This window comes from Oxalobacter formigenes (genome assembly GCF_002127965.1).
GTDB classification, from domain to species: Bacteria; Pseudomonadota; Gammaproteobacteria; order Burkholderiales; family Burkholderiaceae_D; genus Oxalobacter; species Oxalobacter formigenes.
In genome coordinates, this window is the sequence record NZ_CP018787.1 from 38136 (window position 1) to 55161 (window position 17026).

Consider the following 17026-nt stretch of genomic DNA (forward strand, 5'->3'; position numbering starts at 1 on the left):
ACACCAAGAACAGGTACCTATGCCACTTCCACCCCCGACCAATCCGCGTGTTTTGAAACACACGAGAAATATTCAGGTTCAGTTTTTCCATAGAGACGACGAGCTCTGGGACATCGACGCGCGTTTCACCGACATCAAAACGCACGATCTGTTTTTGACATCGATCGTGATCCCGGCAAAACGGGCATTGCACGATTTCTGGTTGCGCCTGACCATCAACGCCCAGGCCACGATTGTGGATGCCATCGTCGTTTTCGATGAAGTGCCTTTTGAAGGCTTTTGCGAAACCATTCATTCCCGATACAAGCAATTGATCGGTTTGAATATCCTGCATCATTTCCGGCATGAACTGAAAGACAGGTTTGCCGGTATTAACGGCTGTACCCACATGAACGAACTGGCGGAAGCCGTCCCTTCCGTTGCGATGCAGGTTTTCGTTTTCGGTGAGGAAGAAGCACGCGTCAAGGCCGCTTTCCAGAAAAAGGGCGAAAGGCCTTTCCACATGGATGGTTGTCACACCATGAATGCCGCAGGCCCGGCTGTCGAAAAATTTTATCCGACCTGGTCCATCAAACCGGAAGAGAAAGAATAAAATCATCGCCATCAACTGTCGCGTTATTCAACATGACGACATCCTGTGGATAACTTTGTGAACAAATCTGTGAACTAAATCCGTTTTCAAAATAAAGTATTTATAATTCATATAGTTATTCTAAAAATACAGACCTTTCAAGTAGGAATTTCTACTTTTATTCATCATTTCCGGCAATCGCGAACACACCTTTATGGATGAATCCACACCTGTTTTGACCGTATCGGAACTCAATAGCACGGCGGCGAAAATACTGGAACACAGCTTTCCCCTCTTGTGGGTTTCAGGCGAAATATCCAACCTGACGAAAGCCGCTTCGGGTCACTGGTACTTCACGCTCAAAGACAATAACGCACAAGTCCGTTCTGTCATGTTTCGTGGAAAAGCGCAATCGGTTGGATTCATTCCCAAAGATGGTGACAAGGTGGAGGTCCGCGCAGTCGTCACGCTTTATACAGCAAGGGGGGAATTCCAGCTTAATGTCGAAGCGATGAGACACGCAGGTTTGGGGAGCTTGTACGAAGCTTTTTTGCGGCTGAAGGCAAAACTGGGAGATGAGGGCCTGTTTGATGAAGAAAGAAAACGGAATTTGCCGGTGTTTGCACGTACCATTGGAATCGTCACCAGCCCTCAGGCAGCCGCCTTGCGGGATATTCTGACAACGCTTTCAAGACGCGCTCCTCACGTCAATGTGATTTTGTATCCCACTCCGGTTCAGGGAGAAGACGCGGCAGGGAAAATAGCGTCCGCCGTCACGCTGGCCTCGGTTCGCGCCGAATGCGACGTGCTGCTCATTTGCCGCGGCGGAGGCAGTATCGAAGATTTGTGGAGTTTTAATGAAGAAGTTGTCGCACGCGCCATAGCCACCTGTTCCATTCCAACTATTTCCGGAGTCGGACACGAAACCGATTTCACCATAGCCGATTTTGCGGCAGATGTTCGCGCACCGACACCGACCGGCGCCGCTGAAATGGCCTCCAGAGCGCATCAGGACTGGATGGACAACCTTGAAACTCTTGCCGACGATCTCCGGATGGCAATGGAACGGCTCTTGCGAAACGCTTTCCAGAATACCGACCTGCTGGCCCGCAGGCTTATCAGCCCATCGTCTTATATCGAACGGGAAAAAATCCGGCTGCAATCCCTTGCTGCCAAGCTGACTCATACTAACGACACGATACTGGCATCCTCACATTACCGGCTGAATCATTTGGGTACCCGTCTGAAAGCACAATTGCCTGACACCCGGCACTACCGTTCACTGCTTGAAACCGGCTTGCACAAAATGAAAACCGGTATCGATACCCAACTGAAACAGCGGAAACAGGAAATATCGTCGCTGGCGCAACAGCTTGAACTGCTGAGCACGAAACGGACGCTTGAACGCGGTTATGCCATCATCACGAACAGGAACGGGCAGATCGTCCGGTCTCCATCTCAACTACCGGTGCGCAAACCGTTATCCGTCCAGCTGGCAGAGGGAAGTGCACAGATCAGCATTGAAACCGTCCAGCCGGAACTCGAATAAAATCAGACTTCCTCGATTTCGTAGAGTTTCCGGTATTGCCTCATCGCATACCGGTCTGTCATACCGGCAATATAGTCTGCGATTTTCCGCGCCTGCTCATATTTGTCGTTTGAATTGGCTCGATGTTCAGGCGCCAGCAACTGGGGCTCGGCCATAAAAATCGTGAACAACCGCTGGATAATACGGCGTGCCTTGCTGCTCATCCGGTTGACCTGATAATGGCGGTACAGGTTCTGGAAAAGAAACTGTTTCAGCGAACGGGACTTTTCACCCATTTCATCTGAAAAAGCGATCAGCAACGGGGCATTCCGTACGTCAAGAATCGACTGTGGATCGACTTCTTCAATCCGTTTCAATGACGTTTTCGTCAAATCGACGATCAGCGCTCCAATCATCCGGCGAATGGTTTCGTAAATCGCACGCCTTTCGTTAATTCCCGGCATCAGCTTCTGCACCTCGAACCAGTACTTTGCAAACAGATCGATTTCGGTCAGTTGCGCGACTGTCAGCAAACCGGAACGCAGCCCATCGTCGACATCGTGATTGTTATACGCGATTTCATCCGCGACATTAGCCAGTTGCGCTTCAAGTGACGGACGTTTGTCTTTCAGAAAACGCTCTCCGACATCGCCCAGTTTTGCGGCATCTTCTTTAGAACAATGCTTTAAAATGCCTTCGCGAGTTTCGAACGTCAGGTTCAATCCGTCGAACGTGCCATAACGCTCTTCAAGTACGTCAACCACGCGAAGGCTCTGCAAATTATGTTCGAACCCGCCATACTCTTTCATGCATTCATTCAGGGCATCCTGCCCCGCGTGTCCGAAAGGAGTATGGCCCAGATCGTGAGCCAGCGAGATCGCTTCAGTCAAATCTTCATTCAAGCGGAGATTACGTGCCACCGAACGGCCAATCTGGGCCACTTCGATACTGTGGGTCAGACGTGTCCTGAACAGATCGCCCTCATGATTGACGAAAACCTGTGTTTTGTATTCCAGTCGCCGGAACGCCCCTGAATGGACAATCCGGTCGCGATCCCGCTGATATTCCGTCCGGGAGGAATCTTTCTGTTCTTCATAACGACGGCCCTTCGATAACCCCGGGTCACAGGCATACGCAGCCAATGGCAAAGAACTCATTCACTCTCCCACAACTATGACATCAAATCATCTTTGAACGGTACAGGCTTTCAAAGTTTCAAGCAGCAGATTTTGCGGCACTCTGGTGACGAAAGCGCTACCTATTGATTTTAGCAGAACGAACTGGATTTCACCGCCAACATTTTTCTTGTCCACTTCCATCAATCCGATCCAGCAGTCGTTTCCAAGGTCAGGAGCCACTGTCGGCAATCCGGCCTTTTCGACCAGATTTCTGATACGGTCCCGGGATACCTCATCCAGAAGTCCCATCCGGCAAGAGAGATCGGCTGCCATAACCATACCGCACCCGACTGCCTCGCCGTGCAACCATTTCCCATAGCCGAGACCAGCTTCAATGGCATGCCCGAAGGTATGCCCGAAATTGAGAAGCGCCCTGATGCCACTTTCCCGCTCATCCTGACGAACGATATCGGCCTTGATCTCACACGAACGTTTAATGGCATACGCCAGCGCGACACTATCCCGGCCCAATAATTTTCCAATATTTCGCTCAATCCAGTCGAAAAATTTTGCATCAATGATGGGGCCATATTTGATGACCTCAGCCAGCCCGGCAGACAGTTCCTTGTCTGGCAGCGTATTCAATGTCGACGTGTCGGCCAGAACCGCTTCAGGCTGATAAAAGGCGCCGATCATGTTTTTGCCGAGAGGATGATTGATGCCGGTCTTGCCTCCGACGGAAGAATCCACTTCTGCCAGCAGGGTTGTCGGCACCTGTACAAAGGGAACCCCTCTCATGAAACTGGCAGCCGCATAGCCTGTCATATCGCCAATGACACCGCCGCCTAATGCAACCAGAGTCGTTTTCCTGTCGCATTTGTTTTCCATGAGAAAATCGAAAATCCTCATCAGACTTTCCCAGTTTTTTTCCTTTTCACCATCCGGCAAAACAATCGAAATGACTTCTTTGCCGGCTTCTTTGAGCGAAGCCGTCAATTTGTCGAGATAAAGCGGTGCTACTACGTCATTGGTAATGATCGCCAGGCGTTTTCCCTTAATCGTACGCGACAATAACTTCACGTCTTTCAAAAGTCCGGTTCCGATCTCAATAGGATAAGAGCGCTCGCCCAGATCGACTTTCAAGTGAGCACTGTTCGTTGATGTATTCATATTGTTCTTGTCATTCCGGTTTAAAGGCCGTTTTTTCTGCCTGTCGAAGGAATTCTTTTTCCTGTCCGGATTCGCCAGCTGATTCATGATCGTCTGGACCATGGCATGCACATTCGGGCGTCCGGTATCGATAATGATATCCGCCACTTCACTGTAAAACTTTTCCCGCTGCCGGGACAGTTCCTCGATTTTCTGGCGCCTGTTTTCCGTCTGGAGCAGGGGGCGGCTTTTATCGTGCATCGTTCGCTGGAGGATATTGTTGACCGTGGCTCTCAAATAAATGACCGTCCCCCGTGCTTTCAGGTTCTTCCTGTTTTCAGGATGAACGACAGCTCCGCCACCTGTTGCCAGGACGACACCTTTTTGAGAAGTCAAATCATCAATCGTCTCGACTTCACGACGCCGGAAACTGTCTTCTCCCTCGATTTCGAAAATCCATGAAACTGTCGCCCCGGTTCTGGCCTCGATTTCATGATCGGAATCGACAAAGCGCATCCCCAGCTTTTTTGCCAGCAAACGTCCGACTGTCGTTTTCCCCGACCCCATCAGACCGACCAAAAAGATATTTTGTTGCATAAGAAATATAATATGTCACCGTTACACTGCCGAATATATCAGATAAGAAGACAAGGAAGCCTTTTTCAGCGACAATTCTTTTCCTGTTACTGCAGTTCACAATCAGAAACAGATACTTACAACTTTGTGTGCATAGAAACCCGGTTTAAAGGATAATGCGCATATTGCAATTTTTTGCTGGCTAGCATGTTTACCAAAAATCAGACTCCATCCCCCGAGGATGGAAATCAATCCCGCAAAACGCTCATCAAACGTTTGTTGATCACCGGTGCCGCAATCGGAACGGGTATCGCATTGATCGGTGCGTTGATCATCATCTTGTCCATGGCCCTGATTTATCCGAATCTGCCGCCTATGGATCAGTTGACCGACTACCATCCGAAAATGCCGCTGCGCATTTACACTGCCGATCACGTTTTGATGGGTGAATTCGGTGAAGAACGCAGGAACCTTGTCCGCATCAATAAAGTCCCCGAGGTCATGAAAAAAGCCGTTCTGGCCATCGAGGATGACCGTTTCTACCAGCATGGTGGCGTCGATTACATCGGTATTTTGCGGGCAGCGCTTCACAATCTCGTCAGCAGCAACCGTCAGGGCGCTTCAACGATTACACAACAGGTTGCCCGCAATTTCTTTTTGACCAGCGAACAGACCTTCAAACGTAAAATTTATGAAGTCCTTCTTGCCTGGAAAATCGAAAAGGCCCTGACCAAGGACCAGATCTTTGAAATTTATCTCAACCAGATTTATCTGGGACAGAGAGCTTTCGGCTTTGCAGCAGCAGCACAGGTTTATTTCGGCAAGCCACTTGAAGACATCACTCTGGCAGAAGCCGCCATGCTCGCCGGTTTGCCAAAAGCGCCGTCGGCAAATAACCCCATCACCAACCCGACCCGAGCCAAACAGCGGCAACAATATATCCTGCTTCGCATGAAACAGCTGGGTTACATCACTGACCAGCAATACGAACAGGCCAAAAACGAATCGATCAAGGTCAAAACGAGCCGAAACGAATTCAACGTTCATGCCAAATACGTCGCTGAAATGGTCCGGATGATGGTGTATGACCAATACAAGGACGAAACCTATACCCGCGGCCTGAATGTATACACGACGATCACCCAGAAAGATCAGGAAGCGGCCTATCAGGCAGTCCGTCGCGGCGTTCTCGACTATGACAGGCGGCATGGATACCGGGGACCGGAAGGCTCGATGGACATCCCGGCCAATGCCGAAGCCGTTGCAGATGCGATTGAAGACGAATTGTCCCGTTATCCGGACAGTGACGACCTGCTTGCCGCTGTCGTACTCGAAGCCTCGCCAAAACAGGTCAAGGCTGTCGTCTCGTCCGGTGAACAGATCACGATCACCGGCAATGGACTTAACTTCGCCGCTGCGGGTTTGAGTTCCAATGCTTCTGCCGGTAAACAGATCAAGCGCGGCTCCATTATCCGGGTCATAAAGGACAGCAACAATAACTGGAGCGTTTCCCAGATGCCACAGCTTGAAGCGGCATTCGTTTCCATGAATCCAAACGACGGCGCCATCAAATCGCTGGTCGGCGGTTTCGATTTCACGCAAAAGAAATTCAACCACGTAACACAGGCATGGCGCCAGCCGGGTTCCTCTTTCAAACCGTTCATTTACTCTGCCGGTCTTGAAAAAGGTTTTGCTCCGGCCAGTATCATCAACGATTCACCAGTGTCCTTTGCAGGACAGGCAAGTGGACAATCGTGGGACCCGAAAAATTTCGATTCCCGTTATGAAGGCCCGATGACCATGAGGCGCGGCCTGATGAAATCCAAAAACATGATTTCGATCCGTATCCTGGACAAAATCGGCGCACAGTTCGGTCAGGAGCATGTCACCAAATTCGGATTCGACGCGGCAAAGAACCCGCCTTATCTGACTCTGGCATTGGGTGCGGGATCTGTCACTCCTCTGCAGATGGCGACAGCTTATTCCGTTTTCGCCAACGGCGGTTATCTGATCAAGCCTTACCTTATCTCCTATATCGCCGATTCGGATGGAAAAGTCCTGTCGCAGGCAAGACCGGAAAAAGCCGGAAATGAAGGCATCCGGGTCATCGACGCCCGCAATGCATTCATTATGACGACCATGTTGAAAGACGTAGTCAGAGGCGGTACGGCAGCAAGAGCCAATTCACTCGGCCGATCCGATCTGGCCGGTAAAACCGGTACGACGAATGACTCGGTCGATGCCTGGTTCGCCGGATATCAGCCCCAGCTCGTCGGCGTGGCATGGCTCGGTTTCGACCAGCCGAAAAATATGGGCGGTCACGAAACGGGTAGTGGTCTGGCTCTTCCTGTCTGGATCAATTACATGCAAAAGGCGCTTGCCGGCGTACCGGTTGAAGAAAGACCTGTCCCACCGGGAGTCGTTTTCGAAGGAGGTGATTGGTACTATGCGGAAATACCTTCAGGAAAAATCCTTACCAACGTCGGCGTAGGACAAAAAGATCTCGACAAAATGTATGAAACCGAAAATAACAGCGTCAAGGATGAAATTTTCGAAGACTGACGTGCCTGCGACAAAAAACTGACCAGAAAATGCCGGTTTTCCTTACATTCAGAAAACCGGCATTTCAATCCCGACGAAACGTCGTGTTAAACTCTTTCATCAGCTGAATTCACCGGTTTCCGGCTACAGGATTATAAAATGCATACTATTCGTTATTTGAAGGGCGGACTGGCAGCATCCTTGATGGTTTTGCTGTGCGGTACGCTTTCCGCCTGCGGACAGAAAGGTCCTTTGATCCTGCCCCCGTCAGAGGCGGAAAGGATGCCTGTCACTCAACAGAACCTGCCAGAACCGGAAACAGACAAACCAGAGTCAGAAAGAGCTCCTTTGGGCATTCTTCCTGGCAGTGATCCGACATTACCGTAAACAATAATATGACACAGCATTTTTCCTATCAGGATGATACCCTGAACATAGACGGGATTTCCCTCAAAGAACTCGCCATTGAATATGGCACGCCTTTGTACGTCTATTCCAAAAAAGCGCTTGTCGAGAATTTCAGACAATACGCCGATACCTGCAAACGATTTGAATCGGACAAGATTCATTCTCTCGTCTGTTACTCGGTCAAATCCAATTCCAATCTGGCCATTCTGAACATTCTGGGTCAGGAAGGCGCCGGATTCGACATTGTTTCCGGAGGCGAATTACAAAGAGTGATTGCCGCGGGCTGCGATCCCCGTAAAGTCATTTTCTCCGGAGTCGGAAAAACCGCAAATGAAATCGGACTGGCATTAAAACACGACATTCACTGCTTCAATATCGAATCGTTCGCCGAACTGCACCGTATCAATCAGGTTGCACAGGAAATGGGCAAACAGGCGCGAGTCTCTTTCCGCGTCAACCCGAATGTCGACCCAAAGACGCATCCTTACATTTCAACCGGACTGAAAGAAAACAAATTCGGCATTCCATATGAAGAAGCGCTTGCCTGCTACAAGGCGGCCGCTTCCATGACGAATATCGACGTTACCGGTATCGACTGCCATATCGGCTCACAATTGCTCGACGATGCCCCATTGCTGGAAGCACTGGACAAATTATTGCATCTGGTCGATCAGCTCTCCGAAGAGGGCATTACCCTGAAACATATTGACATCGGTGGCGGCATCGGCATCACATACGACGATGAAAAACCGGTTGCCATATCGGATTACCTGACACGACTTTTCACCCGGGTAGAAAACTGGAGAAAACAAAAACATCCGGACCAGTCGATTGGTCTGATGTTCGAACCGGGGCGTTCCATTTCCGGAAATGCCGGATTGCTTCTGACACAGGTTCAATATCTGAAAACCAATTCCGACAAGAACTTTGCCATTGTGGATGCGGCCATGAACGATCTGATGCGCCCATCCCTGTATGAAGCCTGGCACAAAGTACTTCCGGTATCCAACCGCAAGGGAGAAGCGACTTCATACGATATCGTCGGTCCGGTATGCGAATCGGGTGACTGGCTGGCCAAACAGCGGGAACTTGTCATACAGGCGGACGACATTCTCGCCATCATGAGTGCCGGCGCATATGGCATGGCCATGGCGTCCAATTATAATACCCGTGGCCGTGCAGCTGAAGTACTGGTCGACAACGGCAATGCCTATTTGATTCGTCGCCGCGAAACGCCTGAAGAATTGTTCGCGCTTGAAAGCGTTTTGCCCTGACCATAATCCCCTTCATCCAAAAGCAACCGGGAACGTATCATGTCCAAATTATGGCAAGCCAGATTTTACAAAACGGTGAATCATTTGCGTGATTTGCCGAAACTGGACGTTCCTGAAGTCGCTTTCGTGGGCCGTTCCAATGCGGGAAAATCGTCGGCCATCAATACTCTCTGCAATCAGAAAAGCCTGGCTTTCGCTTCCAAAACACCTGGCAGGACCCAGCACATCAATTTTTTTTCCATCGGTGGCGCACATGTCGGCCAGCACCGGCACGATCCTGTCAGGGAAAGCGAAATCGACATGTTTCTGGTCGATTTGCCCGGATACGGTTTTGCACAGGTTTCCGGCTCGGCCAAGGAGCACTGGCAAAAGCTTTTGAGCGACTATCTGATTCATCGGCAACAATTGACAGGCCTTGTGCTCGTCATGGATGCAAGACACCCTTTCCAGCCGCTCGACGTCCAGCTTCTCGAATGGTTTGCCGTCACCGGGAAACCCGTTCATTGTCTCCTGACAAAAGCGGACAAACTGAATCGCAGTGAATCCACGAATGCCCTGAAACAGGTCGACACTATCCTGAAAAGCTATGTCGATGAAGAAGGGAATCCGTTTCCGTTCACCGCACAACTTTTTTCTTCGACAAAGCGAATCGGCATCAAGGAAGCGACAGACACTATCTTGCAACTTGCAGGCGGAAACGAGCCCCCTGACACGCCCGATCTGCCGGAACAATAATTTGCCCTCTTCAAACACTTTAGTTGCATAATATTGCTTATTTTCAAGCGCGTATCGGGTGTATCTTGAACAATCCTGTCTTTAACGTGAACCGGCAAATTTCATATTTGTATGAAGTTCTCCGCAAATCCATCCATCTGAGTTCTCTCTGGATGGTGGTTTTCATCGGTGTTTTTCCAGCCGTTTTGAACATCCTTCTGTTCTCGTTCCTTCTTTTCGCCATCTGCTTCATCGAATACGGCAACCACAAGAAATGGCCTCTGTTTGCCGAAACTTACGGCAGACTGTTCAACAGGATATTGCGTGAACAGGAGACACAGGAAAAATTCAGGTTCAGCGGCGCCCCCTATGTTATTGCCGCCGCCTTGATGGTAACGATCCTGTTTTCGGATGTCGTCGCCATGACAGCCCTTTCCACCATGCTGGTCGGCGATACGGCTGCAGCATTGATCGGCCGGAAATACGGAAAACGCAAAATCAACCAGAACAGGAAAAGTGTCGAGGGAAGCCTTGCCTTCTGGATCACCTCTTTTTTCATCCTGCTCTTTTTCGGACTGCTCTACAGCCAGCCCATCTGGTTCTATATGTATGGCATTCTGGGCATAACCGCTGCGATGTTTGCCGAAATTTACGAAAACCGTATCCGGATCGACGACAATTTCTCCATCCCGCTTGTCATGGGACTGTTTCTCAGTCTGGCCTGACGAGACCGGGAACTTGCCATTTACTACTCTGTTTCAGAGACAATCCAGTCGAGATAGGGTTTCAGGCCATTATCCAGTTCGACTGCCACGATTTCCGGTACATCGTAAGGATGAAGAGAAACAATCAATTCTTCAATAGCGGAATAATTTTCCCTGACCGTTTTGATGGTCAGTGCAAGCTCCATCGCCTCTTCAATCACACCCTGCCAGCGATAAATCGATTGGACAGGTGAACCGAAACTGACACATGCCGCCAAACGGTTTTCGACCAGTTTTCGTCCAATTGCGACAGCGGTATCCTTGTCCGGAACCGTGCAATAGATAAAAATCGCCTGCTTCATGCCTTTACCTTTCAAATATGAGCATGCCTTTAATCATACCTGTTTTTTCTGGCAATAAAAAAGGCCGGTAATACCGGCCTTTTTGAAGCTCTTTGAAACAGCAAGCTATTATTTTGCTGCTTCAGCCTTTTCTTCTGGCTGTTCTGGTCTGTCGAGCAGTTCGACATATGCCATAGGCGCATTGTCACCAACACGGAAACCCATTTTCAGGATACGCAGATAGCCACCGTTACGGTTGGCGAATCTTGGTCCCAATTCATTAAACAGCTTGACGACGATTTCACGATCACGCAGTCTGTTGAAAGCCAGACGTTTGTTGGCGACGGAATCGATCTTGCCCAGAGTAATGATGGGTTCAACGACACGACGCAATTCTTTTGCTTTCGGCAGAGTGGTTTTGATCGCTTCATGACGCAGCAGGGATACGGTCATGTTGCGGAGCATTGCGAGACGGTGAGACGAAGTTCTGTTTAATTTTCTTAAACCATGACGATGACGCATGATGTTTTCCTTTTAAATCTTGTCAATCCGGCTCTTCTATCAGTTGTGACTGCGGGCCGGTTTTATTAAAAAATTATTTTTCGAATCCGGCTGGTGGCCAGTTATCCAGACGCATGCCCAAAGTCAGGCCACGGGATGCCAGCACTTCCTTGATTTCATTCAGGGATTTACGACCCAGATTCGGTGTTTTCAGCAATTCATTTTCACTGCGTTGAATCAGATCGCCAATATAGTTGATGTTTTCCGCTTTCAGGCAGTTGGCCGAACGGACAGTCAATTCAAGATCGTCAACCGGACGCAACAGGATTGGATCAACAGCCGGAACCTGTGTCAGCGCTTCGGAAGTCGTTTCGGTTCCTTCCAGAGCAGCGAAAACGCTCAACTGGTCAACAAGGATACGGGCAGACTGGCGAATGGCTTCTTCAGCCGAAATGACACCATTGGTTTCGATATTGATAATCAGCTTGTCCAGATCGGTACGTTGTTCGACACGAGCGGATTCAACAGCATAGGAAACACGGCGGACAGGTGAGAAAGAAGCGTCCAGAATAATGCGGCCAATGGTTTTGTTCGCATCTTCAGACAGTCTTCTGACATTACCAGGGACGTAACCGCGACCTTTTTCAACCTTGATCTGCATATCCAGCTTGCCGTTGTCGGTCAGGTTGGCGATGACATGTTCAGGGTTGATGATTTCAACGTCATGTGGCAATTCGATATCGGATGCCAGAACGACGCCTGCGCCCGATTTTTTCAACGTCAATGTAATTGAATCACGATTGTGCAACTTGAATACAACCCCCTTCAGGTTCAGGAGAAGATCGACAACGTCTTCCTGAACGCCATCCAGGGTGGAATATTCATGGACGACACCGGCAATGGTAACTTCAGTTGGAGCATAGCCAACCATGGAAGACAGCAATACGCGTCTCAAGGCATTGCCCAGTGTGTGTCCATAACCGCGTTCGAACGGTTCCATTTCAACGACAGAACGGCCCGCTCCGAGCGATTCTACGTTGATGATACGCGGTTTCAGAAAAGTGTTTTGCATAATTTGTCCTTTTCAATACCCTTGGCTCGTTACACCAATAAGGCTGATGGTACGGATAATGCCGAAATTAACGTGAATACAATTCGATGATCAGCGATTCATTGACATCGTTTGCGAATTCGCTACGGTCAGGGATACGTTTGAAAACGCCTTCCATTTTCTTCGAATCGACAGATACCCAGTCAGCCATGCCGATCTGTTCTGCCAGAGACAAGGATTCAACGATACGATTCTGTTTTTTGGATTTTTCACGAATCGTGATGACGTCTTCCGGTTTGACCAGATAAGAAGGGATGTTAACGACCTTGCCATTAACCATCAGGGCCTGATGGCTTACCAGCTGACGGCTTTCAGCACGGGTAGAACCGAAACCCATACGATAGACGACATTGTCAAGGCGGGATTCAAGCAACTGCATCAGGTTGTCGCCGGTGTTGCCTTTGCGACGTTCAGCTTCAGCGAAATAACGACGGAACTGTCTTTCGAGAATGCCATACATGCGTTTGACTTTTTGTTTTTCACGCAACTGGTTACCGTAGTCAGAGGTACGGGCACCCGATTTAGCGCCATGTTGGCCGGGTTTGGTATCCAGTTTGCATTTGGAATCCAGAGAACGTCTTGCGCTCTTCAGGAATAAATCTGTGCCTTCACGACGGGAAAGCTTTGCTTTTGGTCCGATATAGCGTGCCACAATATTTCCTTTTATTCGTTAATTGACGCCTCGATAATCCAGGCGCAAGTCATGCCATGAAGCATGACAGTGGTCTTCATTTAATTCTGAAAATTAAATACGACGACGTTTTGGAGGACGACAGCCATTGTGTGGAATTGGCGTGATGTCCTGAATCTGGGTAATACGGATTCCCAAATTGTTCAGGGCACGAACTGCCGATTCACGACCAGGGCCAGGTCCCTTGATCTTAACTTCCAGAGTTTTGATACCATATTCCTGAGCTACCTTGCCTGCAGCTTCTGCTGCGACCTGCGCGGCAAATGGAGTGGATTTGCGAGAACCCTTGAAACCTGCTCCACCGGAAGTTGCCCATGTCAAGGCATTGCCCTGGCGATCAGTAATGGTGATGATGGTGTTATTAAAGGAAGCATGCACATGTACAACACCTTCTGCAATGTTTCTCTTCACCTTCTTGCGCACGCGAGCTGCTGCACTATTTGATGCTTTTGCCATAAAATTTCCTCGATCCGTCTACTATTATTTCTTCAATGATTGAGCGGCCTTACGTGGACCTTTTCTGGTTCGCGCATTTGTACGGGTACGTTGACCTCTGACAGGCAACCCTCTGCGATGACGCAAACCACGATAACAACCCAGGTCCATCAATCGCTTGATGCTCATAGAAACTTCGCGACGCAAATCGCCTTCGATTACGAATTTACCGATTTCATCACGGAGTTTTTCGAGATCGTTGTCATCCAAGTCCTTGACTTTCTTGGTTGGATCGACACCAGTCGCAGCACAAATTTCCTCTGCGCGTGGACGTCCAATACCAAAAATAGCCGTCAGGCCAATGACAATGTGTTGATGGTTGGGAATGTTTACCCCTGCAATACGTGCCATTCGTTCTGTCCTAAATTGACGTTAATTAACCTTGTCTTTGTTTATGACGTGCTTCCGTGCAAATTACACGAACGACGCCCTTTCTCTTGATGATTTTACAGTTGCGGCAAATCCGCTTGACTGATGCCTGAACCTTCATTTTTTCCCTCTTTCTTCCAAACTATTGTTTCAGTTACTTCGTCCTGAAGACAATACGAGCCCTACTTAAATCATAAGGGGTCAATTCGACCGTTACCTTATCTCCCGGGAGAATGCGAATGTAGTTCATCCGCATTTTTCCTGAGATGTGCCCAAGAACCACATGTCCATTTTCCAGCTTCACGCGAAAAGTCGCATTGGGCAAGTTATCGAGTATCTCGCCCTGCATCTGGATAACGTCATCTTTAGCCATAAAATCCGATTTCTTTTATGTAATTATTAGCGTGGCGGTTAGTTGTTGCTCTTGAAATTCGACTTCCGCAGAAGAGAATCATACTGCTGCGACATGACGTAATTCTGGATTTGTGCCATGAAGTCCATCGTCACAACAACAATAATCAAGAGAGATGTACCACCAAAGTAAAATGGAACCTGCCAACGCGCCACCAGAAATTCTGGCAGTAAACAGACTAATGTAACATAAATCGCGCCTGCAAGTGTCAATCTCATTAAAATTTTGTCGACATATCGTGCTGTTTGTTCTCCCGGACGAATACCTGGAATGAAAGCACCGCTCTTTTTCAGGTTGTCGGCCGTTTCACGGCTGTTGAAAACCAGCGCCGTATAGAAAAAACAGAAAAATATGATCGCTGCAGCATACAAAATCGCATGAACCGGCTCACCTGGTGCCAGAGAAGCGGACAGATCTTTCAGAAAACGGACAAACATGTTATCCGATTCCGAACCGGTGGCAAACCAGCCGGCAATCGTGGCAGGAAACAAAATAATCGATGAAGCGAAGATCGGTGGAATAACACCGGCCATGTTCACTTTCAAAGGCAGGAAACTGCTTTGTCCACCGTAAATTTTGTTACCAACCTGACGTTTGGCATAGTTGACCAGAATCCGGCGTTGCCCACTTTCGATATAAACAACCAGATACGTAACCAGAGCGACAATCACACAGATGATGATAGCTGTCAGTGTGCTCATGGAACCGGTACGAACCAGCTCGATAAGACCACCGATGGCATTTGGCAGACCGGCAGCAATACCCGCAAAGATGATCATCGAAATACCGTTTCCAAGACCTCTTTCCGTGATTTGTTCGCCGAGCCACATCAGGAACATGGTACCGGTCACCAGCGTGACAACCGCCGTAAACCTGAAAGCCATGCCCGGATCAATCACCAGACCAGGCTGGGATTCGAGTGCCACCGCAATACCAAGTCCCTGGAATGCTGCAAGAACAAGCGTTCCATAACGGGTGTATTGCGTCATCTTTCTTCTGCCGGCTTCGCCTTCTTTTTTCAATGCATCAATCGCAGGCGATACAATGCCCAGCATCTGCATGATAATCGAAGCCGAAATGTACGGCATAATGCCAAGGGCAAAGATCGTAAAACGCGAGAGTGCGCCACCCGAGAACATGTTGAACATGCCGAGGATACCGCCCTGGTTCTGATTGAACAGCAAGGCAAGCTGTTCAGAATCAATACCAGGAACCGGGATATGCGCACCGATGCGGAATACTACCAATGCTCCCAGCAAAAAGAATAACCGCCCCCAGGGAAAACCTGCTGTAGCGCCTTTTGCTGAATTTGATGACGTAGCCAAGTGTATACCTCTGTGTATTTATACTTTAAGCGACTTTGCCGCCCTTGCTTTCAATAGCAGCTTTGGCACCTTTGGTAACGGACAAACCGGTCACGTTGACGCTTTTGGTGATTTCGCCAGAAAGAATAACCTTGACGTTCTTGGCCAATACAGGAACAAGACCAGCCTGTTTCAATACCAGCAAATCGACATCGGCAACACCCAGGTTTTCCAGATCGGACAAGCGAATTTCAGCGCGAGTCAGAGCCAGCGGGGATTTGAAGCCACGTTTTGGCAGACGACGTTGCAAAGGCATCTGACCGCCTTCGAAACCAACGCGATGAAAACCGCCCGCCCTGGATTTCTGACCCTTGTGGCCGCGGCCAGCTGTCTTGCCCAGACCGGAACCAATACCACGTCCAACTCTACGTTTTGCCTGTTTTGCGCCAAAAGCAGGTTGCAAATTATTTAAGTTCATAATTCATCCTGTTAGCAGTCTCTATCAAGCAACGACTTGAACGAGATACGATACTTTTTTAATCATTCCACGAACTGCAGGGGTATCCTCCAGCGTGGAAACGGAGTTCATTCGGCGAAGACCGAGACCGCGAACCGTATCACGATGTGATTTCTGGGTTCCGATCAGGCTCTTGACCAATTTCACTGTAATTTGATTAGACATAATCGATCACCTTATCCAATGATTTCTTCAACTGATTTGCCACGTTTGGCAGCGATATCAGCAGGAGTATTCATCGAAGCCAGGGCGTTTAGCGTTGCCCTGACCATGTTGTATGGATTGCTTGAGCCGAAAGACTTGGCCACAACGTTGGTAACACCCATTACGTCGAAAATAGCGCGCATTGCACCGCCAGCGATCACACCGGTACCTTGCTTGGCCGGATTCAACATCACTTTGGACGCACCATGCTTGCCGATAATGGTGTGTTGCAGAGTACCGTCCTTCAACGATACCTTGATCATGTTGCGACGGGCTTCTTCCATTGCTTTTTGCACGGCAACAGGAACTTCTTTTGCCTTGCCCTTGCCCATACCGATACGACCATCACCGTCACCGACAACCGTCAAGGCCGCAAAACCCATAATACGACCACCTTTGACGACCTTGGTTACGCGGTTGATTGCGATCATTTTTTCACGCAATCCGTCATCCGGACGATCACCCTGTGTCTTTTGTTGCATTTTTGCCATGGTTATA

The 17026-nt window shown here is 49.1% G+C and carries 21 protein-coding genes; 7 read left to right on the plus strand and 14 right to left on the minus strand.

The annotated features are described in order from the left end of the window. Positions 1-19 precede the first annotated feature (19 nt). Both BRW83_RS00190 and xseA read left to right on the plus strand, forming a co-directional pair. Positions 20-592, plus strand: a complete 573-nt coding sequence (locus BRW83_RS00190) for a DUF2889 domain-containing protein (RefSeq protein WP_005882657.1) — start codon at positions 20-22, stop codon at positions 590-592. Positions 593-785: 193 nt separating this feature from the next. After that, positions 786-2120, plus strand: a complete 1335-nt coding sequence (xseA, locus tag BRW83_RS00195; RefSeq protein ID WP_005882655.1) for an exodeoxyribonuclease VII large subunit — start codon at positions 786-788, stop codon at positions 2118-2120. A gap of 2 nt (positions 2121-2122) precedes the next feature. Here the strand turns inward: xseA and BRW83_RS00200 are convergent, their stop codons facing one another. Together BRW83_RS00200 and aroKB are read right to left on the minus strand one after the other, a co-directional pair. After that, complete coding sequence (locus BRW83_RS00200) at positions 2123-3256, minus strand: deoxyguanosinetriphosphate triphosphohydrolase (protein WP_005882653.1); 1134 nt, start codon at positions 3254-3256, stop codon at positions 2123-2125. Between the two features lie 27 nt (positions 3257-3283). Continuing rightward, positions 3284-4945 carry a bifunctional shikimate kinase/3-dehydroquinate synthase AroKB gene (aroKB, locus tag BRW83_RS00205; RefSeq protein ID WP_005882651.1) on the minus strand — a complete coding sequence of 554 codons (1662 nt, stop codon included), beginning with the start codon at positions 4943-4945 and terminating at the stop codon, positions 3284-3286. A 204-nt stretch (positions 4946-5149) separates the two neighbouring features. Here aroKB and BRW83_RS00210 point away from each other — a divergent pair, with 204 nt between their 5' ends. The 5 genes from BRW83_RS00210 (at position 5150) to BRW83_RS00230 (ending at position 10604) form a co-directional block, all read left to right on the plus strand. Then, positions 5150-7504 carry a penicillin-binding protein 1A gene (locus BRW83_RS00210; protein ID WP_036603365.1) on the plus strand — a complete coding sequence of 785 codons (2355 nt, stop codon included), beginning with the start codon at positions 5150-5152 and terminating at the stop codon, positions 7502-7504. Positions 7505-7642: 138 nt separating this feature from the next. Then, positions 7643-7870: an LPS translocon maturation chaperone LptM gene (gene lptM, locus BRW83_RS00215; protein WP_005882648.1), complete on the plus strand. Its 228-nt coding sequence runs from the start codon at positions 7643-7645 to the stop codon at positions 7868-7870. An 8-nt stretch (positions 7871-7878) separates the two neighbouring features. After that, positions 7879-9165, plus strand: a complete 1287-nt coding sequence (lysA, locus tag BRW83_RS00220) for a diaminopimelate decarboxylase (protein ID WP_005882646.1) — start codon at positions 7879-7881, stop codon at positions 9163-9165. A 39-nt stretch (positions 9166-9204) separates the two neighbouring features. Beyond that, on the plus strand, positions 9205-9900 hold the full coding sequence (gene yihA / locus BRW83_RS00225) for a ribosome biogenesis GTP-binding protein YihA/YsxC (RefSeq protein WP_005882644.1): 696 nt from the start codon (positions 9205-9207) through the stop codon (positions 9898-9900). Between the two features lie 107 nt (positions 9901-10007). Beyond that, positions 10008-10604: a diacylglycerol/polyprenol kinase family protein gene (locus tag BRW83_RS00230; RefSeq protein WP_231284528.1), complete on the plus strand. Its 597-nt coding sequence runs from the start codon at positions 10008-10010 to the stop codon at positions 10602-10604. 23 nt (positions 10605-10627) lie between these two features. On the opposite strand, the gene cutA is transcribed toward BRW83_RS00230, so the two are convergent. The 12 genes from cutA to rpsE all read right to left on the minus strand — a co-directional run bounded on the left by cutA (position 10628) and on the right by rpsE (position 17019). Beyond that, a complete protein-coding gene (gene cutA, locus BRW83_RS00235) occupies positions 10628-10945 on the minus strand; it encodes a divalent-cation tolerance protein CutA (protein WP_036603362.1) in 318 nt (105 codons plus the stop codon). 108 nt (positions 10946-11053) lie between these two features. Next, positions 11054-11446 carry a 50S ribosomal protein L17 gene (rplQ, locus tag BRW83_RS00240; protein ID WP_005882637.1) on the minus strand — a complete coding sequence of 131 codons (393 nt, stop codon included), beginning with the start codon at positions 11444-11446 and terminating at the stop codon, positions 11054-11056. 73 nt (positions 11447-11519) lie between these two features. After that, complete coding sequence (locus BRW83_RS00245; RefSeq protein ID WP_005882634.1) at positions 11520-12497, minus strand: DNA-directed RNA polymerase subunit alpha; 978 nt, start codon at positions 12495-12497, stop codon at positions 11520-11522. A gap of 67 nt (positions 12498-12564) precedes the next feature. Beyond that, the gene (gene rpsD, locus BRW83_RS00250; RefSeq protein WP_005882632.1) at positions 12565-13188 is read right to left on the minus strand and encodes a 30S ribosomal protein S4; all 624 of its coding nucleotides are present in this window, start codon (positions 13186-13188) and stop codon (positions 12565-12567) included. Positions 13189-13281: 93 nt separating this feature from the next. After that, on the minus strand, positions 13282-13683 hold the full coding sequence (rpsK, locus tag BRW83_RS00255) for a 30S ribosomal protein S11 (RefSeq protein WP_005882630.1): 402 nt from the start codon (positions 13681-13683) through the stop codon (positions 13282-13284). Between the two features lie 24 nt (positions 13684-13707). Then, positions 13708-14073, minus strand: a complete 366-nt coding sequence (gene rpsM / locus BRW83_RS00260; protein WP_005882628.1) for a 30S ribosomal protein S13 — start codon at positions 14071-14073, stop codon at positions 13708-13710. 25 nt (positions 14074-14098) lie between these two features. Next, complete coding sequence (gene rpmJ / locus BRW83_RS00265; RefSeq protein ID WP_081442209.1) at positions 14099-14212, minus strand: 50S ribosomal protein L36; 114 nt, start codon at positions 14210-14212, stop codon at positions 14099-14101. 33 nt (positions 14213-14245) lie between these two features. Beyond that, positions 14246-14464 (minus strand): translation initiation factor IF-1, encoded by a 219-nt coding sequence (gene infA / locus BRW83_RS00270; RefSeq protein WP_005882626.1) that lies wholly within the window; start codon positions 14462-14464, stop codon positions 14246-14248. A gap of 38 nt (positions 14465-14502) precedes the next feature. Next, a complete protein-coding gene (secY, locus tag BRW83_RS00275; protein ID WP_005882624.1) occupies positions 14503-15828 on the minus strand; it encodes a preprotein translocase subunit SecY in 1326 nt (441 codons plus the stop codon). Between the two features lie 25 nt (positions 15829-15853). Continuing rightward, on the minus strand, positions 15854-16285 hold the full coding sequence (rplO, locus tag BRW83_RS00280; RefSeq protein ID WP_005882623.1) for a 50S ribosomal protein L15: 432 nt from the start codon (positions 16283-16285) through the stop codon (positions 15854-15856). A gap of 24 nt (positions 16286-16309) precedes the next feature. Next, positions 16310-16489: a 50S ribosomal protein L30 gene (rpmD, locus tag BRW83_RS00285; protein ID WP_005882621.1), complete on the minus strand. Its 180-nt coding sequence runs from the start codon at positions 16487-16489 to the stop codon at positions 16310-16312. 11 nt (positions 16490-16500) lie between these two features. Beyond that, the gene (rpsE, locus tag BRW83_RS00290; protein WP_005882619.1) at positions 16501-17019 is read right to left on the minus strand and encodes a 30S ribosomal protein S5; all 519 of its coding nucleotides are present in this window, start codon (positions 17017-17019) and stop codon (positions 16501-16503) included. Positions 17020-17026: the final 7 nt, after the last annotated feature.